At 59.1% G+C, this 16,523-nt stretch carries 19 protein-coding genes; 8 read left to right on the forward strand and 11 right to left on the reverse strand.

Features of this window, described 5'->3' with window-relative positions:
- Positions 1-34: 34 nt before the first annotated feature.
- Together AWT75_RS14860 and AWT75_RS14865 are read left to right on the forward strand one after the other, a co-directional pair.
- Complete coding sequence (locus AWT75_RS14860; protein WP_239689617.1) at positions 35-424, forward strand: DUF2249 domain-containing protein; 390 nt, start codon at positions 35-37, stop codon at positions 422-424.
- A 289-nt stretch (positions 425-713) separates the two neighbouring features.
- On the forward strand, positions 714-1,022 hold the full coding sequence (locus tag AWT75_RS14865; protein WP_062789983.1) for a glycine zipper domain-containing protein: 309 nt from the start codon (positions 714-716) through the stop codon (positions 1,020-1,022).
- Between the two features lie 76 nt (positions 1,023-1,098).
- Here the strand turns inward: AWT75_RS14865 and AWT75_RS14870 are convergent, their stop codons facing one another.
- Positions 1,099-1,875, reverse strand: coding sequence for a sulfite exporter TauE/SafE family protein (locus AWT75_RS14870; RefSeq protein WP_197077105.1), 777 nt, complete (start codon positions 1,873-1,875; stop codon positions 1,099-1,101).
- Between the two features lie 96 nt (positions 1,876-1,971).
- Here AWT75_RS14870 and AWT75_RS14875 point away from each other — a divergent pair, with 96 nt between their 5' ends.
- Positions 1,972-2,886, forward strand: coding sequence for a LysR family transcriptional regulator (locus tag AWT75_RS14875; RefSeq protein ID WP_062790005.1), 915 nt, complete (start codon positions 1,972-1,974; stop codon positions 2,884-2,886).
- A 57-nt stretch (positions 2,887-2,943) separates the two neighbouring features.
- Here the strand turns inward: AWT75_RS14875 and yiaY are convergent, their stop codons facing one another.
- Complete coding sequence (gene yiaY / locus AWT75_RS14880; protein ID WP_062790008.1) at positions 2,944-4,074, reverse strand: L-threonine dehydrogenase; 1,131 nt, start codon at positions 4,072-4,074, stop codon at positions 2,944-2,946.
- Between the two features lie 276 nt (positions 4,075-4,350).
- Between yiaY and AWT75_RS14885 the strand changes: the two genes are divergently transcribed.
- Positions 4,351-4,941 carry a HutD/Ves family protein gene (locus AWT75_RS14885; RefSeq protein ID WP_045845241.1) on the forward strand — a complete coding sequence of 197 codons (591 nt, stop codon included), beginning with the start codon at positions 4,351-4,353 and terminating at the stop codon, positions 4,939-4,941.
- Positions 4,938-5,531, forward strand: a complete 594-nt coding sequence (locus AWT75_RS14890) for an acyl carrier protein phosphodiesterase (protein WP_062789986.1) — start codon at positions 4,938-4,940, stop codon at positions 5,529-5,531. Before AWT75_RS14885 ends, AWT75_RS14890 begins: the two co-directional genes overlap by 4 nt.
- Here the strand turns inward: AWT75_RS14890 and AWT75_RS23055 are convergent.
- The 4 genes from AWT75_RS23055 to AWT75_RS23960 all read right to left on the reverse strand — a co-directional run bounded on the left by AWT75_RS23055 (position 5,517) and on the right by AWT75_RS23960 (position 7,944).
- Positions 5,517-5,669, reverse strand: coding sequence for a hypothetical protein (locus AWT75_RS23055; protein WP_239689619.1), 153 nt, complete (start codon positions 5,667-5,669; stop codon positions 5,517-5,519). The genes AWT75_RS14890 and AWT75_RS23055 overlap by 15 nt on opposite strands.
- The gene (locus AWT75_RS14895; RefSeq protein ID WP_239689618.1) at positions 5,606-6,220 is read right to left on the reverse strand and encodes a MarC family protein; all 615 of its coding nucleotides are present in this window, start codon (positions 6,218-6,220) and stop codon (positions 5,606-5,608) included. The genes AWT75_RS23055 and AWT75_RS14895 overlap by 64 nt, the downstream gene beginning before the upstream one ends.
- A gap of 204 nt (positions 6,221-6,424) precedes the next feature.
- Complete coding sequence (locus tag AWT75_RS14900; protein ID WP_338021305.1) at positions 6,425-7,621, reverse strand: amino acid permease; 1,197 nt, start codon at positions 7,619-7,621, stop codon at positions 6,425-6,427.
- Positions 7,594-7,944, reverse strand: coding sequence for a hypothetical protein (locus AWT75_RS23960; protein ID WP_338021306.1), 351 nt, complete (start codon positions 7,942-7,944; stop codon positions 7,594-7,596). Before AWT75_RS23960 ends, AWT75_RS14900 begins: the two co-directional genes overlap by 28 nt.
- Before the next feature lie 607 nt (positions 7,945-8,551).
- On the opposite strand from AWT75_RS23960, the gene infA reads away from it, so the two are divergent.
- Both infA and AWT75_RS14910 read left to right on the forward strand, forming a co-directional pair.
- On the forward strand, positions 8,552-8,815 hold the full coding sequence (gene infA / locus AWT75_RS14905) for a translation initiation factor IF-1 (RefSeq protein WP_045845245.1): 264 nt from the start codon (positions 8,552-8,554) through the stop codon (positions 8,813-8,815).
- A 369-nt stretch (positions 8,816-9,184) separates the two neighbouring features.
- Positions 9,185-10,384: an EAL domain-containing response regulator gene (locus tag AWT75_RS14910; protein WP_062789989.1), complete on the forward strand. Its 1,200-nt coding sequence runs from the start codon at positions 9,185-9,187 to the stop codon at positions 10,382-10,384.
- Positions 10,385-10,399: 15 nt separating this feature from the next.
- Here AWT75_RS14910 and arfB read toward each other — a convergent pair whose 3' ends face one another.
- From arfB to AWT75_RS14930, 4 genes are all read right to left on the reverse strand, one after another.
- Positions 10,400-10,801 carry an alternative ribosome rescue aminoacyl-tRNA hydrolase ArfB gene (arfB, locus tag AWT75_RS14915; protein WP_231588795.1) on the reverse strand — a complete coding sequence of 134 codons (402 nt, stop codon included), beginning with the start codon at positions 10,799-10,801 and terminating at the stop codon, positions 10,400-10,402.
- A complete protein-coding gene (locus AWT75_RS14920) occupies positions 10,782-11,387 on the reverse strand; it encodes a hydrolase (RefSeq protein ID WP_062789993.1) in 606 nt (201 codons plus the stop codon). Before AWT75_RS14920 ends, arfB begins: the two co-directional genes overlap by 20 nt.
- A 137-nt stretch (positions 11,388-11,524) precedes the next feature.
- A complete protein-coding gene (locus tag AWT75_RS14925) occupies positions 11,525-12,769 on the reverse strand; it encodes a nitronate monooxygenase (RefSeq protein ID WP_045845249.1) in 1,245 nt (414 codons plus the stop codon).
- Between the two features lie 186 nt (positions 12,770-12,955).
- Positions 12,956-13,417, reverse strand: a complete 462-nt coding sequence (locus AWT75_RS14930; RefSeq protein ID WP_062789996.1) for an Lrp/AsnC family transcriptional regulator — start codon at positions 13,415-13,417, stop codon at positions 12,956-12,958.
- Between the two features lie 137 nt (positions 13,418-13,554).
- On the opposite strand from AWT75_RS14930, the gene kynU reads away from it, so the two are divergent.
- Complete coding sequence (gene kynU / locus AWT75_RS14935; protein ID WP_062790011.1) at positions 13,555-14,805, forward strand: kynureninase; 1,251 nt, start codon at positions 13,555-13,557, stop codon at positions 14,803-14,805.
- An 86-nt stretch (positions 14,806-14,891) separates the two neighbouring features.
- On the opposite strand, the gene gltX is transcribed toward kynU, so the two are convergent.
- Positions 14,892-16,277 carry a glutamate--tRNA ligase gene (gltX, locus tag AWT75_RS14940; protein ID WP_045845251.1) on the reverse strand — a complete coding sequence of 462 codons (1,386 nt, stop codon included), beginning with the start codon at positions 16,275-16,277 and terminating at the stop codon, positions 14,892-14,894.
- Between the last annotated feature and the right edge of the window lie 246 nt (positions 16,278-16,523).

Below are 16,523 nucleotides of genomic sequence, written 5' to 3' on the forward strand. Positions count from 1 at the left end.
TTGGGGATACTGATTTTCTTATCCTGACTCAAGGATGGACCATGCCGGATGGCGACAAAATCCGGGCTTCACCACCCTCAAGCAGGAATACATCATGACCACGCTCTCTCCACAGCTCAATACCAGCTACCTGTTCGACGCCCGCGGCATTGCCAAGCGCTTTCGCCATGCGGCCATTTTTGGCGCACTCGAATCACTGCACGATGGTGAAGTGATGCGCTTCGTCAACGACCACGACCCCCTGCCCTTGCTGGAACAGGTTCGCCAGCGTTATGGCCAGCAAGTCACCTTCCACTATGCCGAGCGCCAGCCGGAGATGATCGTGATCGAATTTCGCATCAGCCTGAGCCAAGTACAGGAAGCCGCACCGGCCAGCGGTGGTGGCTGTGGTGGCGGCGGCGGTTGCGGCTGTTCCGGGCAGTGATGTACAGCCTGACTGGCAACGACAGACTGGCGGCATGACAATGGCTGTTGCAGGGTCGCCGGTTTACCCGGCCTGACTCTGTAACAGATTGTTATAAAACCACCACCAAAACATGGAATAAATAACCAATACAATTCAATGATTTGCAACAAATAAATCACCAATGAATGCATAAGTCATTCCATGGCAAACGCTTTTCAATACTTGCTAACATTTCACCACTTGTCCGATTTGCCCCACCATTACTAGACTGCCGCCACTAACTTAGTGAAAGCAGCAAACCATGCAAATGAACAAGTGGATTTCGGTCATTACCCTCTGCCTGGCAGCCACTACCGCTCAGGCCGGCTCGACAACGGATGCGATTCTTGGTGGTGCAGTAGGCGGTGCAGCAGGTGCCGCAGTGGGTAATGCAGTAGGTGGCCGCAATGGCGCCATCATCGGCAGCGCGGTTGGCGGGGCCACCGGCGTGGCCATCACCACCAAGAACCAGCGTGAAGAGAGCCCGGCAGCCCCGGCGCGTGATGAAGGACGCCACCATCATCGCCACCACCACCACGACAATGGCCATCACCGCGGCTGGTACAAGCACGACTGAGCCCCCAGCACGCAGCAAGACAAAAAAGACCACGCAATAGAGCGTGGTCTTTTTCATTTCAGCCAGCAAAACCCGTTCAGCCATGCAACCAGGGCTGCAGCATGTCCCAGGCCAGTTTGCCGATCAGCACCGTGGTGAGCAGCAGGAACAGGATACGGACAAAACCTGCCCCCTTCTTCATGGCCACCCAGGAACCGGTCATCGCGCCCAGCACATTGAAACCGGCCATCGGGATGGCGTACTGGAACAGCACATTGCCGGTAGGAATGAAAAAGGCCAGCGCCGCCACATTGGTGGTGAGGTTCACCACCTTGGCCGCTGCCGAGGCATGCAGGAAATCGAAGGCAAAAAAGCGGATGAACAGAAAGATCAGGAAGCTGCCTGTGCCCGGCCCGAACAAGCCATCGTAAAAGCCGATGGCCCCGCCAATGGCCATGCCGACAGCCATTTCACGGCGACCTATCGTCACCGGCTTGTGCAGCTTGCCAAAGTCCTTTTTCCACAGCGTGTACATGGCCATCAGCACCAGTAGTACCAGTACCAGCGGACGGATCACCGACTTCGGGATGGCATTCACCGTGGCAGCACCGGCAAACGACATCACGAAGGCCGTGATGGCCGCCGGAATCACCAGCTTCCACGGCAGGCGCACCCGCTGCAAATACGAGCGTGTGGCGGACAAGGTGCCCACGGCCGAGGACATCTTGTTGGTGCCAAACAGCGTGGCAGCAGAATACTGCGGCAAGAAATTGAACAGTGCCGGGGTCTGGATCAGGCCACCGCCACCCACGGCCGCGTCAATCAGACCAGCCATGAAAGAAAAGAAACACAGAAATCCCAAAGTCAACAACATGCCTGCCTCCCAGTAATGCTTGCCATTGTAGGACTTGCACTGCCCTTTCTGTTGCAATACCGTATTGCAGTTTTTGCAATACAAAAAGCGGGCATCATGAAACTGTTATGGGAACTGCAGGTATTCTGCGCCGTGGTGGAGCGCAAGAGCTTTGTCTCGGCAGCCCGTCAGCTGGGCACCTCGCCCAGTACTGCGACCCGTGCGGTGCAGGCGCTGGAAGAAAACCTGGGCACCAGCCTGCTGGCCCGCTCGCAAAAGCAGGTCAGCCTCACCATGGCGGGCGAAGCCTACTACGATACCGCGCGGCAAATCCTGCAATTGCAGGAAGAAGTGGAAGACGACCTGGCGGCACTGGGCAGTGCGCCACGCGGCTGGCTGCGCTTTTCCGCACCCGAGGTGATGGCCAGCCATTTCCTGCCGCCCATCCTGCAGCAACTGGCCGAGCACAATCCGCAGTTGCGCTTTGACATCCTGTACAGCGACACCATTCTGGAGCCCATCCGCGAGAAGCTGGACTTCAGCATCCGCGGTGCCTATCCCGCCTCCAGCGAACTGATCGGCTTTCCGCTGTGGCCTTATCAACGCCGCCTGTACGCCAGCCCAGGTTATGTGGCGCGCCATGGCCTGCCTGCCGAACCGGAAGCACTGAGCGAACACGCCATCCTGATTCATGCCGCGCCACGCATCCTCAAAGCCTGGAATTTCGTTTCGGATAGCCATCAGGTCAGCCTGAACCTGAATGCCAGCCATCGGGTGAGTTCCGGCAATGCGGTGCTACAGGCCGCCCTGGCTGGCTGGGGCGTGGCACGCATGGGCGACTGGCTGGCCGAGCCACTGGTGGCCAAGGGTCAGCTGGTGCGGCTATGCCCGGATTACCGCATTGTGTCCAGCCGGGGGGAGGATGCGCAGATGCACGCGGTATTCGCCAGCCGGCGTATCCCGCGCAAGGCCAGACTGGTGCTGGAAGCCATCCGCAGCGCCGCCACTGCCGCAGGTTTTGCCAGCCGCTGAAATGAACAAGAGCCGGCAAAGCCGGCTCTTGTCACTGTACATCAGGCCAGACAGGGTTTACATGGCGGCACGGTAGATGGCGCAGATTTCCTCGTGCGTGGCCTGAACCGGATTGGTAAAGCCGCACGCGTCTTTCAGGGCATTGGTAGCCAGTACCGGGATATCCCCTTCTTTCACGCCAAGCTGGGTCAAACCAGCCGGAATGCCCACGCGGGCAGCCAGTTGGCGAATGGCTGCAATTGCCTCCGCCGCTTCTGCCTTCGCACCCAGTGCCACTGCAACATCAGCCAGACGGGCAGCAGCCACCTTGCTGTTGAACACTTGCACATGCGGCAGCAACACGGCATTGCACACCCCGTGCGGCAGGTCGTAGAAGCCACCCAGCTGGTGCGCCATGGCATGCACATAACCCAGCGAAGCGTTGTTGAAGGCCATGCCGGCCAGGAACTGGGCATAGGCCATCTGTTCGCGCGCTTCCATGTCCTGGCCGTTTTCCACGGCACGCGGCAGGTAGGCCACGATCAGGCTGATGGCCTTCAGCGCGCAGGCGTCGGTAATCGGCGTGGCGATGGTCGATACATACGCTTCGATAGCGTGAGTGAGCGCATCCATGCCGGTGGCAGCCGTCAGCGAAGGCGGCATGCCGGCCATGGTTTCCGGGTCGTTCACCGACAGAATCGGCGTGGTGTGCTTGTCGACAATGGCCATCTTGATATGGCGTGCCTCGTCAGTGATGATGCAAAAACGCGTCATTTCACTGGCAGTACCAGCCGTGGTATTGATGGCCACCAGCGGCAGCTGCGGCTTGGCCGACTTGTCCACGCCTTCGTAGTCCTGGATCTTGCCGCCATTGACCGCTACCAGCGCAATACCCTTGGCACAGTCGTGTGGCGAACCGCCACCCAGCGAAATCACCACATCACATTGTTTTTCCTGCAGCAGCGCGAGGCCGGCATTGACGTTGGCGCTGGTCGGGTTGGGATGCACACCGTCGAAAACGACAGACTGGATATCCGCCGCAGCCAGCAGCGCTGCTACCTTGTCTGCCAGACCGGTCTTGACCAGGCCGGCATCGGTGACGATCAGCGCACGTTTGAAGCCCTGGGCCTGCATGCTGTCGACGGCCTGTTGCAGGCAGCCGGCACCCATCAGGTTGACGGAAGGGATGAAGAAAGCACTGGTAGCCATGATGATCTCCTTAAGGTGGGGTGGCACAGGCAGCATTGCTTTTGGCAAGCTGCACTCAGGAGAACCGTCCGGTCCTGCCTGCTGCGCCTGTAAGGTTTGATGCCATCTTGGCACTACAGTGGAATGGCATATTGCGGCAGATCAAGTGGATTTGCATGTAGTCGGCGCACTACAAAAACCAGCCATAACAAGAGCTTGCCAGCATGACCGCCAGACAGCAGGTGCACATGCCGCAGCATGGGGGGATAATCGCGCTTTTACCCGCCAGAGACTGCCATGCACATCCTGTCAGCCTGCGATTACCCCACCACGCCGTGGAAAAACGGTGGTGGTACCACGCGTCAGATCCTGATTGCGCCCCCCGGTGCCACACTGGAAGATTTTGACTACCGCATCAGCATGGCCAGCGTGGCCAGCGATGGCCCTTTTTCATATTTTCCCGGGGTGGATCGCCAGCTATTGCTGCTGGATGGCAAGGGCCTGCTCCTGCAACGCGGCGATGGCAGCAACAGCCTGCTGCAAATCGACAGCCAGCCACTGGCCTTTGCCGGTGAAGAAGCCATCACCAGTCAGTTGCAGAATGGGCCGGTGACCGACTTCAACGTGATGACCCGCCGCGGCCGTTACCGCCAACAAACAGAACGCTTGACCGTGCAAGGCAAGCTGAATGTGCACAGTGATGATGAGGTATTGCTGCTGATGCTGGCCGCCGGCAGCACGCTGGACGTATACCGTGAAGATGGCCGGCACTGCCAGCTGCGGACACATGATGCGGTGTGGCAGGCACTGGCCGTGGGCCTCACCCTGTTCAGCGCAGAAGGGGCGGACGTTATCGTGGTCAGGCTCAATCGCCAGGGTGCCGCATGAACTACCTGGCCCACCTGCATCTGGCACCGGACAACCCGGCGGCGCGGGTGGGGAATCTGCTGGGTGACTTCCTCAAGCCGTCGCAGGCCGGGCACCTGCCCCTCCCCTTGCAACAGGGCATGCTGCTACACCGGCAGATCGACAGCCATACCGACAGTCACCCGCTGGTGATGCAAAGCAAGAACCGCATTGCGCCGATACGGCGACGCTATGCCGGCATTCTGGTGGACATTTTTTACGACCACTTCCTGGCACGGCACTGGATGTCATTTTCCAGCATGCCACTGGCCGATTTCACCGCGCGCAGCTACGCAGAACTGCAGGCACATCGCCAATGGCTGCCGCCCCGCCTGCTGGAAATCCTGCCGCGCATGCAGGCACAGGACTGGCTAGGGTCTTATGCAGACACCGAAGGAATCGCCGACGTGCTGCGCGGCTTTTCCCGCCACCGCATCCAGCGTGACAACCCGGTTGCCAATGGCATTGACGACCTGCTGCAGCAGTACAGCGCACTGGAAGCGGATTTTCTTGCCTTCTATCCGCAACTGCAGCAAGCGGTGGCGCAACGCCTAAGCCTAGCGGTGCAGTAGGTCGGCGTTGTTCTGGATCAGCTCGACAAAGAGCTGCTCCACCCCTTCCCACATGATTTGCACCCCCAGACACATCAGGATGAAGGCCGACAGACGCAGGAAGACCACCGAGCCGGTCTGCCCCAGATAGCCCAGCAGCTTGTCGGCGTGGCGATAACACATGTACACCAGTACGGCGAGGACAATACGGCGGCCAGGCTGGCCATCGGCACCAGCATGTACTTGACCATCGGCTTGCCGGCAACCGACATCGACGCACCCAGGGTGATGGACACCGAAATGGAACCCGGCCCCACGGTCAGCGGGAAAGTCAGCGGATAAAAGGCCCGCTGCTTGAGTTCATCCCGGTTTTCCTGACGGGCCGTTTCGGTAGAAGGCTGGTTACCCTCCGCCGGATTGTCATTGAGCATGCGCCAGGCGGCCAGCGAAATCAGCAAACCACCGGACAACTGCACCACCGGCAGCGAAACACCGAAAAACTCCAGCACAAAGCTGCCCACATACATGCTGCCCAGCAGCAGCAAAAAGCAGTACAAGGCAATGCGGCGCGCCAGAAAAGCCCGCTGCTGCTTGCTGTTGCGTGCGGTCATCGAAATGAAAATGGGTACCAATCCCGGTGGATTGATGATGGGGAGCAAGGCAGCCAGTACAAACAGGTACTTGCTGAAAAAAAGAGACATCAGGGCCATGTTGTTGTTCTCCGGGCAGGTTTGGCCTGCTTGGTGGGGGTGGTATATCGCGTGTCTTGCATCTTGTCGTGCAGTGCCATGCGCGGCGATTGTAACTTGCCCCTTGTCACTGCACAGCGCCGTCTGACAAAAAATATGCCGAGGCAGGCCGCCAACATGCAAAAGGCCCGGCAGAACCGGGCCTCGTCTGGCGGCAAACGCTTATCAGTCTGCCATCTGTCCGGCCAGTCGCGCCTTCGGCTCGGCACGCTCCAGCTGGGCGTGGGCTTCTGCCAGGGCAATCTTGTCCAGCGCAATCAGCTTGCTGCCATGCTTCCATTTGTAGCCCAGCCACAGGATGAGGAACAGCGGAATGCCGATATAGGTGGCGACCACACCGTTCCAGTCCACCTTGGCACTGGTGAAGGCGGCATAGTTCTGCCCCAGCATGATCAGCATGCACAGCGCAAAGGCAAACAGCGGCCCGAGCGGAAACCAGCGCGCACGGTAAGGCAGGTCAGCCAGGCTGTAGCCTTGTTGCACATAGGCGCGGCGGAAACGGTAATGGCAAACCGCAATGCCCAGCCAGGCAATGAAGCCGGTCATGCCGGAAGAATTGAGCAGCCACAGGTAAACCGCATTGCTTTCAAACAGCGAGGAAAGAAAGCACAAAGCCGCCACCAGCGTGGTGGCATACAGGGCATTGCGCGGCACGCCACTGTCCGACAGCTTGCCGAACCAGGCCGGGGCCATCTTGTTGTGCGCCATCACGTACAGCATGCGGGTGGAGGCATACATGCCGGAATTACCGGCCGACAGGATGGCCGACAGGATGACGGCATTCATCAGGCTGGCCGACAAGGCAAGGCCGGCACGGCTGAACACCAGGGTGAACGGGCTGGCGCCCACGTCCTGTACATCGTTCTTCAGCAGCATCGGGTCGTTGTACGGCAGGATGAAACCGATGATCAGGATGGACAGCATGTAGAACATCAGGATGCGCCAGAAAATCTGTTTCACGGCGCGCGGAATGGTTTTGGCCGGGTTGCTGGACTCCCCCGCAGCCACGCCGATCAGCTCGGTACCCTGGAAAGAAAAGCCCACAATCATCGACACGCTGACAAAAGCCGCCATGCCGCCGACAAAGGGGCCGTCACCATGCATGAAAACATTCAGACCAGGGGAATAACGGCTGCTGTCCGGATTGGTCATGATGCCGAAAATCATCATGAAACCCACGATGATGAAGGCGATGATGGTGACCACCTTGAGCATGGAGCACCAGAACTCGGCCTCGCCAAAGCCCTTTACCGAGAAATAGTTGAGGGCAAAGATGATGGCCAGGAACAGCGCACTCCACACCACGCCCGGCACATGCGGAAACCAGTAATGCATCACGATGGCTGCCGCAGCCAGTTCCACCGCAATGGTAACTGCCCAGTTATACCAATAGTTCCAGCCTGGGCGAAACCGAAGGATGCATCGACAAAACGCGAACCATATACCTGGAAAGAACCGGACACCGGCATGAATGCCGCCATTTCCCCGAGGCTGGTCATCAGGAAATACACCATCAGCCCGATCAGGGCATATGACAGCAAGGCCCCGCCCGGCCCTGCCGAGGCTACCGTGGCACCGGATGCCAGAAACAGCCCGGTGCCGATGGAGCCGCCAATGGCGATCATGGACAAGTGGCGCGCCTGCAGGCTGCGCCGGAGCCCTTCGCCTTCTCTATTGTTTTCCATAAGTCTGTCCTACTGCAGAGTTTACAACTGGTGACGTTTTGCCCGGATCAAATATCAGCAAAACGTGATAATCGAAACCCTACAGGATGTCAGCTCGAGAAAGAATAATCCAGTGCATTTTTGTATTGAATTGTAAGAATATGAATATAGAATTTTCCTTTTGTGACATAAATCAATAATCTGCCTGTGCCAGCCTGTCACAACCCACTCGCACCAGAGCGGCCGGAACCATGCGGCCCGGCCCGGCCCAAAGCCCTCTCCCGCAGTCAGTGCGGCATGCAAGCAACAGCGGCTAAGCTGCGGATGCATAAGTGTTTTTGCCGCCAACACCGCACATACCGCAGCAAATACAGCTTCACTGTTCATTTATGCTGACAAATCAGCCATTTAGCCGTATAATGCGCGCTGCCTCCTTCCGGACCGTTCCCCAAACCGGGGTTTCAATCCGTCTGCCTTGCCTTGGTAACGGCACATTAGCGTGTGTGCTGCCAGTCTTACCTGCTTGGTTATCGATAGAAGCAATCTGTTATCACAGATCATGCGGCGCTCCGTGAGGGACTGCCGCATGGGCTATTGGCCCACCCCGTTACACTGAAAGGAATCGTTAATGTCCAAAGAAGACATGATCGAACTGCAAGGCGTCGTAATTGAAATGCTGCCGGAATCGCGCTTTCGCGTTCGTCTGGACAACAATGTTGAAATCCTGGCCTATGGCTCGGGCAAGATGAAAATGCACCGCATCCGCGTACTGGTGGGTGACCGTGTGACCGTGGAAATGTCGCCGTACGACCTGACCAAGGGTCGCATCAACTTCCGCCACCCGACCGCTCCGGTCGGCGGCCAGGCACCGCAGCACTTCAAGCGTCGCTAAGCAAGCCATCACGTCTCGCGACCTTCAGCCCACCTGAGCAGGTCGCGTAGTCTTTTGCCGCTGGTTAGCGGGCACAAGGCCCGCCAAGGCAACAGCATCGCATCACGCACCGCCCGGAATCATTCGCCCCACCCTGGTGGCGACATGCCGGGCGTACGTCATTTCATCCGCTACCCATCCCGCATTACCCCCTCTGCATAAACACAATTGCGTTGCTGCCAATGCCATCTTTGCCTGGTTTTCAGTTCAAAAAAGCGCAATAAAAATCAAGATATGCTTACAGGAGCCGAACTTTCATGTTTATTTCACTGGAAAGATCGCATGACACCTGCTTAGATTGAGAAATACCCATTGATGTGCGCGCCTGCCATGACCAGCAAACCGCCAAGACAGATCCTGCTCGCAGAAGACAGTAGCAGTCAGCGCAAGCTACTCAAAGCGCTGTGCCTGCAAATTCCCAATGCCGTCATCCATGAAGCTGCCGATGGCACCTGGGCATTCCAGCTCAGCCGCAAGATACCCAAGCTGGACCTGGTAATCACCGACCTGAACATGCCGGGTATGGATGGCATCGAACTGGTCGAGCAGTTATCGCGTCAGCCGCATATTCCTTCCTTGCTGCTGATCAGCGGGCACTCGCCCGACTTGCTGGCCAATAGCGTACGCGCCGCCCAGGAACTGGGCTTCACCGGCATTGGCCATCTGGCCAAACCGATTGATGACAATCTGTTCCTGACCGAAATCACCCGCTTGCTGGACTTGCCGCAGGACATCATCGACAACAAGAGCAGCCTGCCGCTGATCGACATCATCACCGGGCTGGCACACAACCAGTTCTGTGCGTTTTATCAGCCCATCTATGACCTGCGCCAGGGCAAGGCAGTGCAGATCGAGGCGCTGGCGCGCTGGCGCCACCCCACCATGGGCATTCTGGGACCCAACCAGTTCATCGGCATGCTGGAACACGAGGGCTTCATTTCGCTGCTGACCCACCGCATCGTGCAAACCAGCCTGGACCTGCTGATGCGCGGTCCGGAGACACAGGATTTGCGGCTGTCGATCAATCTGTCGCGCCGCTTGCTGGATGACAGGGAGTTTCTGGACTGGCTGGTGGAGCAAGTGGAATCGCGCGGGCTCGCGTTTGACCGCATCGTGCTGGAAATCACCGAAACCATGGCCTTCACCAATTTCGGCCACACGCTGGCAACCCTGCTGCGCCTGCGCATGCGCGGTTTCGAGTTGTCACTGGATGACTTCGGCACCGGCCACACCACGCTGGAACACATCAAGAACCTGCCGCTGACCGAGCTGAAGTTCGACCGCATCCTGATCAAGGACATCCACCAGGATGCACGCAGCCAGAGCATCATTGCCGGCATGGCCAATATCGCCCGTGAACTGGGCTTGCGCATGGTGGCAGAAGGCATAGACAGCCCGCTGGACCTGGACTACCTGTGCGCACACCATCCGGATATCGAACTGCAAGGCTTTTTGCTGTGCAAACCGGTTCCGGCAGAAGAGCTGGCCAGACACATCTACCCCAGCTGCCAATCCAGCCGCCGCGCCTGACCCTTCGCGGCTTCTTCAGTCATCCACCCGGCCACGCAGGGCCTTGATACCGCTGCGCCGGGATTTCCCTTCCAGCCTGCGCTGACGTGAACCATAGGTGGGCCGCGTGGCCAGCCTGGCCTTGGGCTGGTGCGAGACGGCATCCACCATGGCCTGCAGGCGCGCCAGTGCATCGTCCCGGTTCAACTCCTGCGTACGGTGCTGCTGCGCCTTGATGATGATGACCCCATCCTTGCTCAGGCGGGCATCAGACATTGCCAGCAGACGCTGCTTGATGTGATCGGGCAGGCTGGAGGCCATCACGTCAAAACGCAGGTGAATGGCAGAAGACACCTTGTTGACGTTCTGGCCACCAGCACCCTGCGCCCTGATGGCCGTCAGTTCAATCTGCTTCGGATCAAGCGGATAACGACTCACTGCCATCCTTCCCTGCTTCCAGGGCTTGCAACACCTGGGCCGTACTGCGCACCCGGCCAAGGCGCGGGAAGATATGCTTGACCGAGAACTGGTGACACTCCAGCACCTGGCAGCTCATGGCGTCTTCGGCCAGCACCACCGCATAATTGCGCTCCCAGGCGGAACGGGCAGTGGAATCCACGCCGATATGGGTGGAGATGCCCGCCAGCACCACGGTGCGAACACCGCGACGGCGCAGCTGCAAATCCAGCTCGGTGCCGTAAAAGGCATTCCATTGCCGCTTGATGATCTGGATATCACTGGCAGCCACCTCCAGCTCGGCCGGTTGTTGCAGCCAGTTATCCGGCACCGGCGTGGCCGGCGGCACCAGATCGGTCGGCAGCTGCAATGCGTCACCACCATCCGCCGACCAGCCTACCCGCACCAGTACCACCGGTGCACCGGCAGTACGAAATGCCCTGGCCAGTGCAGCAGAATGTTCCAGTACATATTCCGTGTCATAAGGCTGTTTGGCAAAACCCAGGATGCCCTGCTGCAAATCGATCAGGATCAGGGCAGTGGTGGCGGGGTCCAGACGTTCCGGCATGGCAATCCTCAAACAGTGACAAGACAGGCTCTGACGATACTACTGCCAGTGCCGCTTCAACAAGAAAAATGGCGAAGCGCCGCAGCGATTCGCCATTCTCCACGACCAGTCCAGCCAGACCGGGTTTGTGTAGCTTATCAGTCCGGCAGGGCGACCTTGCCATCCTTGCTGAACTGGTAGTCCTTGAACACGTGTTCGGCGCTGAGGATCTGGTAGCTGCCGTCTTCATTGCGGCGGGTCGTATCCTTCAGGCGGTAGGTGTACTGACCGCAGGTCCAGCAATCGAAATTACGCATATGAGTGCACAGACAGGTCTTGTCCATCACCTTGATGCGGCGCTCGCCCGGATGGGCTGCCACTTCGCGGTTGTAAGCCTGAATATAGGAACAGCTGCCATTGGCATCCAGCAGATAGCCATAAGCTTCGCAATTGGGGCGAATGCCATCACCGATGGCCGGGCAGGACTTGATCATGCGCATCGGGTAACCGGTCGGCGACAACTGGTTGACCTCTATGTCGTCCTCGGTGGCCTTGAAGTATTCCTGCTGCACTTTTTCCGGCAGGCCACATTCGCGGGTAACAGTAAAGCGGGTGGCCACTTGCACGGCACCGGCACCGTTTTCCAGGAAGCCGACTGCATCGCTGCCGGTAAAGATGCCACCGGCCGGAATCAGCGGGATATCCAGCTGCTCGGCCTGCATCCAGGCGCGGATTTCAGCCACAATGGTGGCCAGATCGTACTGCGCCCAGTCCATGCCGAAACCCAGATGGCCGCCAGCCAGCGGGCCTTCCACCACCACGTAGTCCGGCAGACGGCCGGTACGGGACGACTTTTTCAGGAACAGCTGCAAGGCGCGCAGGGACGAAACAATGATACCCAGCTTCACGTCGCGGAAACGCGGGTGATCTTCAATCAGCGAGAAAGAACCCAGATGCAGACCAGCCGCCAGGGTGATGCCGTCGATACCGGCATCCATGGCGGTTTGCATACGCACGCGCAAGGTTTCCTTGGGCGCGTTCATGGTGAGCTTTTCCATACAGTTGATGAAAATCAGCCCGTCGCCCTTTTTGGCCTCCATGGCGGAGCCAACGTGCAACCTGGTTGCCTCGGCCAGGATGTCCAGGTCGAACTTCACCACCGACTTGTCGGCGTTCTCGACGTTGAATTTGTACTGCTTGAGCTTGTCCTTGACGAACTTGGTGTTGAAGCGACGGTCCGTCACCGTGGGCACCATGGCATCGGAGATATGGCCGATACCACCCAGACGGGCAGCCTCCAGCGACAAGGCGACAGTGGAAATGTCCACACCCATGCCGCCCACCATGATGGGAACCAGTTCATGCTTGCCCAGACGCAGGCGGAAATCGTCAACACACTTCATTTTGATGCACCTCAGTTTGGCTGGGCGGCATTATCCCCCATCCTCCGCCACAAAATCCACTTTTCTAGAGTTTTTGCTCACACCCAAGGTAAGTGGTGCAGGACAGCGGCAATGCAGGACCGGCACGCAAGCATCCACATGCAGGATAAACCGGCTTTGTTACGCCAGATGCATGGCTGACCCGGATCAGAGCGGAAGCTGATGGCGGCTGTCTTTCAGGGTTTTCATCACGATGTGCGAGCAGATATCGCGCATGCCCGGCACCTTGTTCAGCCGCTCCACGATAAAGTCCGAAAACGCCGCCAGATTACGGCAACGCAGCTGCAGGATGTAATTGCACGGCCCGGTCACCACATAGGCAGCCGTCACCTCCTCAAAGGCCTGCATCTGCTGCAGGAACTCGCCATGCCAATCTTCCCGGCTGCGGTCCAGCGTCACCTGCACAATGGCTTCCAGCTCGAAACCCAGCGCCACCGCGTCCAGCTCGGCACGATAGGCGCGGATCAACCCCTCCTCCTCCAGCGCCCTGACACGACGCAGGCAGGCCGATGGCGATAGCGCCACCTGATCGGCCAGGTCCTGATTGCTCAGCCGGCCATCACCCTGCAAGGCGCGCAGAATGCGCAGATCAATTGCGTCCAGTTGCATTTGCACGTTTCTTTCATTACTAATCTATAAATTCGAATAATCTGCAAAATATCAGCAAGCAGCAAGCATAACTTGCAATAATTCACAATAGCACCAGTGCTACCATGCTGTTCACCACCCACCAAGGAGAGAACACCATGCTGACGCGCGAACACTGTCTGGCAGCCGATGCCAGCGACAAACTGGCCAGCCTGCGCCAGCAATTCAGCCTGCCGGAGCATGTCATCTATCTGGATGGCAACTCGCTGGGCGTACTGCCTCGCTCTGCGGAAGAGCGCAGCCTGCAAGTGCTGCGCGAAGAATGGGGCGAAGGACTGATCCGCAGCTGGAATACGGCCGGCTGGTTCGAGCTGCCGCGTCGGCTGGGCAACAAGCTGGCGGGACTGATCGGTGCCGGCAGCGACGAAGTGGTCATCACCGACACCACCTCGCTCAATATCTTCAAGGCACTGGCTGCCGCCATCCGCATCCAGCAGCAAGCCGCGCCGCAGCGCAAGGTGATTGTGTCCGAGCGCGACAACTTCCCTACCGACCTGTACATGATCCAGGGCATGATGGACCTGCTGCAGCAAGGCTATGAAATGCGGCTGATCGACGACAGCCTGCCGCTGGAACAGGCACTGGACGAAGACGTGGCGGTGCTGCTGCTGTCGCACGTCAATTACCGTACCGGTGCCATGCATGACATGGCGGCAGTGACGGCGCAGGCACACCGTCATGGCGCCCTTACCATCTGGGACCTGGCCCATGCGGCCGGTGCCGTACCAGTGGACTTGAATGCCTGCGAGGCCGATTTTGCCGTGGGCTGTACTTATAAATACCTGAATGGCGGACCGGGCTCCCCGGCCTTCATCTGGGTGGCAGCACGCCATCAGGACCGCTTCTGGCAACCGCTATCCGGCTGGTGGGGGCACTCTCGTCCGTTTGACATGGCGGCGGACTACCAGCCTGCCCAGGGCATACGGCGCTTTTTGTGCGGCACCCAGCCCATCCTGTCGATGGCACTGGTGGAGTGCGGACTGGATGCCACCTTACAAACCGGCATGACGGCACTGCGCGAAAAATCGCTGGCACTCACCGACCTGTTCATCCAGCTGGTGGAACAACGCTGCGCCCACCATCCGCTGACGCTGATCACCCCGCGGAATCACGCACAGCGCGGCAGCCATGTCAGCTATCGTCACCCGCAAGGCTATGCGGTGATGCAGGCGCTGATCGCCCGTGGGGTGATTGGCGACTACCGCGAACCGGAAGTGCTGCGCTTTGGCATCACCCCGCTCTACCTGCGCCATGTTGACGTGTGGGACGCCGTGGAAACCCTGCGCGACATTCTGGATGGCGCCAGCTGGGATCAGCCGCAGTTCCAGCAACGCCATGCGGTGACCTGACTCCCTGCCCGTGCGCACAAAAAAAGCCACCCCGCAGGGTGCTTTTAGGCTGCTGAGAAAGTGATTGGGTTCGTCTGAAAAACCGCTCAGCCGCGCAGGCGGCGCAGCACTTCTTCCTTGCCGATGAGCGCCAGTACGGCATCCACCGACGGAGTCTGGGTGGTGCCACACACCAGCACACGCAGCGGCATGCCCAGCTGGCCCATCTTGATGCCTTCTTCGGCGCAGAAGGGTTTGAACAGTTCGTGGATGCTTTCTGCCGTCCAGCTGTCCAGTGCCGCCAGCTTGTCGGCAAAGCGGCCCATGCGTGCCACGGCATCGCCAGCCAGGTGCTTTTCCACATCGGCAGCAGCGGCTTCGCGTTTCTTGTAGAAGTAATCCACTTCCAGCGCCAGCGCGTTCAGGTCCTGGATGCGCTCTTTCACCAGTGCAATCACGTCCTCGATAGCCGGGCCGGTGGTGGTATCCACACCAGCGGCAGCCAGACGCGGGGCTATCAGCGCTGCCAGGCGGCTGTTGTCAGCGGCCTTGATGTGCTGGGCGTTCAGCCACAGGAATTTTTCCTGGTTGAAACGGCTGGCCGAGGCGCTGACCGCTTCCAGGCTGAACCATTCGACAAACTGCTTCATGTCGAAGAATTCGTCATCGCCGTGGCCCCAGCCCAGACGGGCCAGGTAGTTGAGCAGCGCTTCCGGCAGGATGCCCTTGTCGGCGTAGTCCACCACGCTCACCGCGTCGCGGCGCTTGGACATCTTCTGGCCGTCCTCATTCAGGATCATCGGCAGATGGCCATACACCGGCAGCGGCGCATTCAGCGCCTTCAGGATGTTGATCTGGCGCGGGGTGTTGTTGACGTGGTCGTCACCGCGAATCACATGGGTGATCTGCATGTCCCAGTCGTCCACCACCACGCAGAAGTTGTAGGTGGGGCTGCCATCCGGGCGAGCGATGATCAGGTCGTCCAGCTCGGTATTGGAGAATTCGATACGGCCCTTCACCGCGTCGTCCCAGGCCACGGTGCCGTCCAGCGGGGTGCGGAAACGGATTACCGGCTCCACATCAGCCGGAATGGCCGGCAGGGTCTTGCCCTCTTCCGGACGCCAGCGACGGTCGTAACGCGGTTTTTCACCCTTGGCTTCCTGCTCGGCGCGCATGGCTTCCAGCTCTTCCTTGCTGCAATAGCAGCGGTAGGCATGGCCGGATTCCAGCAGCTGCTGGATGACTTCCTTGTAGCGGTCAAAACGCTGGGTCTGGTAGAACGGACCTTCGTCATAATCCAGGCCTACCCAGTGCATGCCGTCCATGATGGCCTTGACCGACTCCGGCGTGGAGCGTTCAAGGTCGGTGTCCTCGATGCGCAGCACGAAAACGCCGTTGTTCTTGCGGGCATAGGCCCAGGAAAAGAGTGCGGTACGCACGCCACCAATGTGCAGATAGCCGGTGGGGCTGGGGGCAAAGCGGGTACGGATCATGATGGAATGAGGTCCAGCCGGATGAAGAAAGGGGCTATTGTACGCCGCCAACAAAACAGCCCGCAAATGCGGGCTCGGATTATCGGCCACGCCCTCCCGCTTGCCAGACTGAGGGAGAGCCGGAGAACGGTTCAGAACAGATCAGATCAGCGCGCTGACCACCGGCAACATATGAGCAGGCAGCATCTGCGCCATCAGCCAGAAGGCCGTACCGGCCAGCATGGCGGCCATGCCGCAGTTGAAGGC

Source organism: Aquitalea pelogenes, assembly GCF_001515305.1.
Classification (GTDB): domain Bacteria; phylum Pseudomonadota; class Gammaproteobacteria; order Burkholderiales; family Chromobacteriaceae; genus Aquitalea; species Aquitalea pelogenes.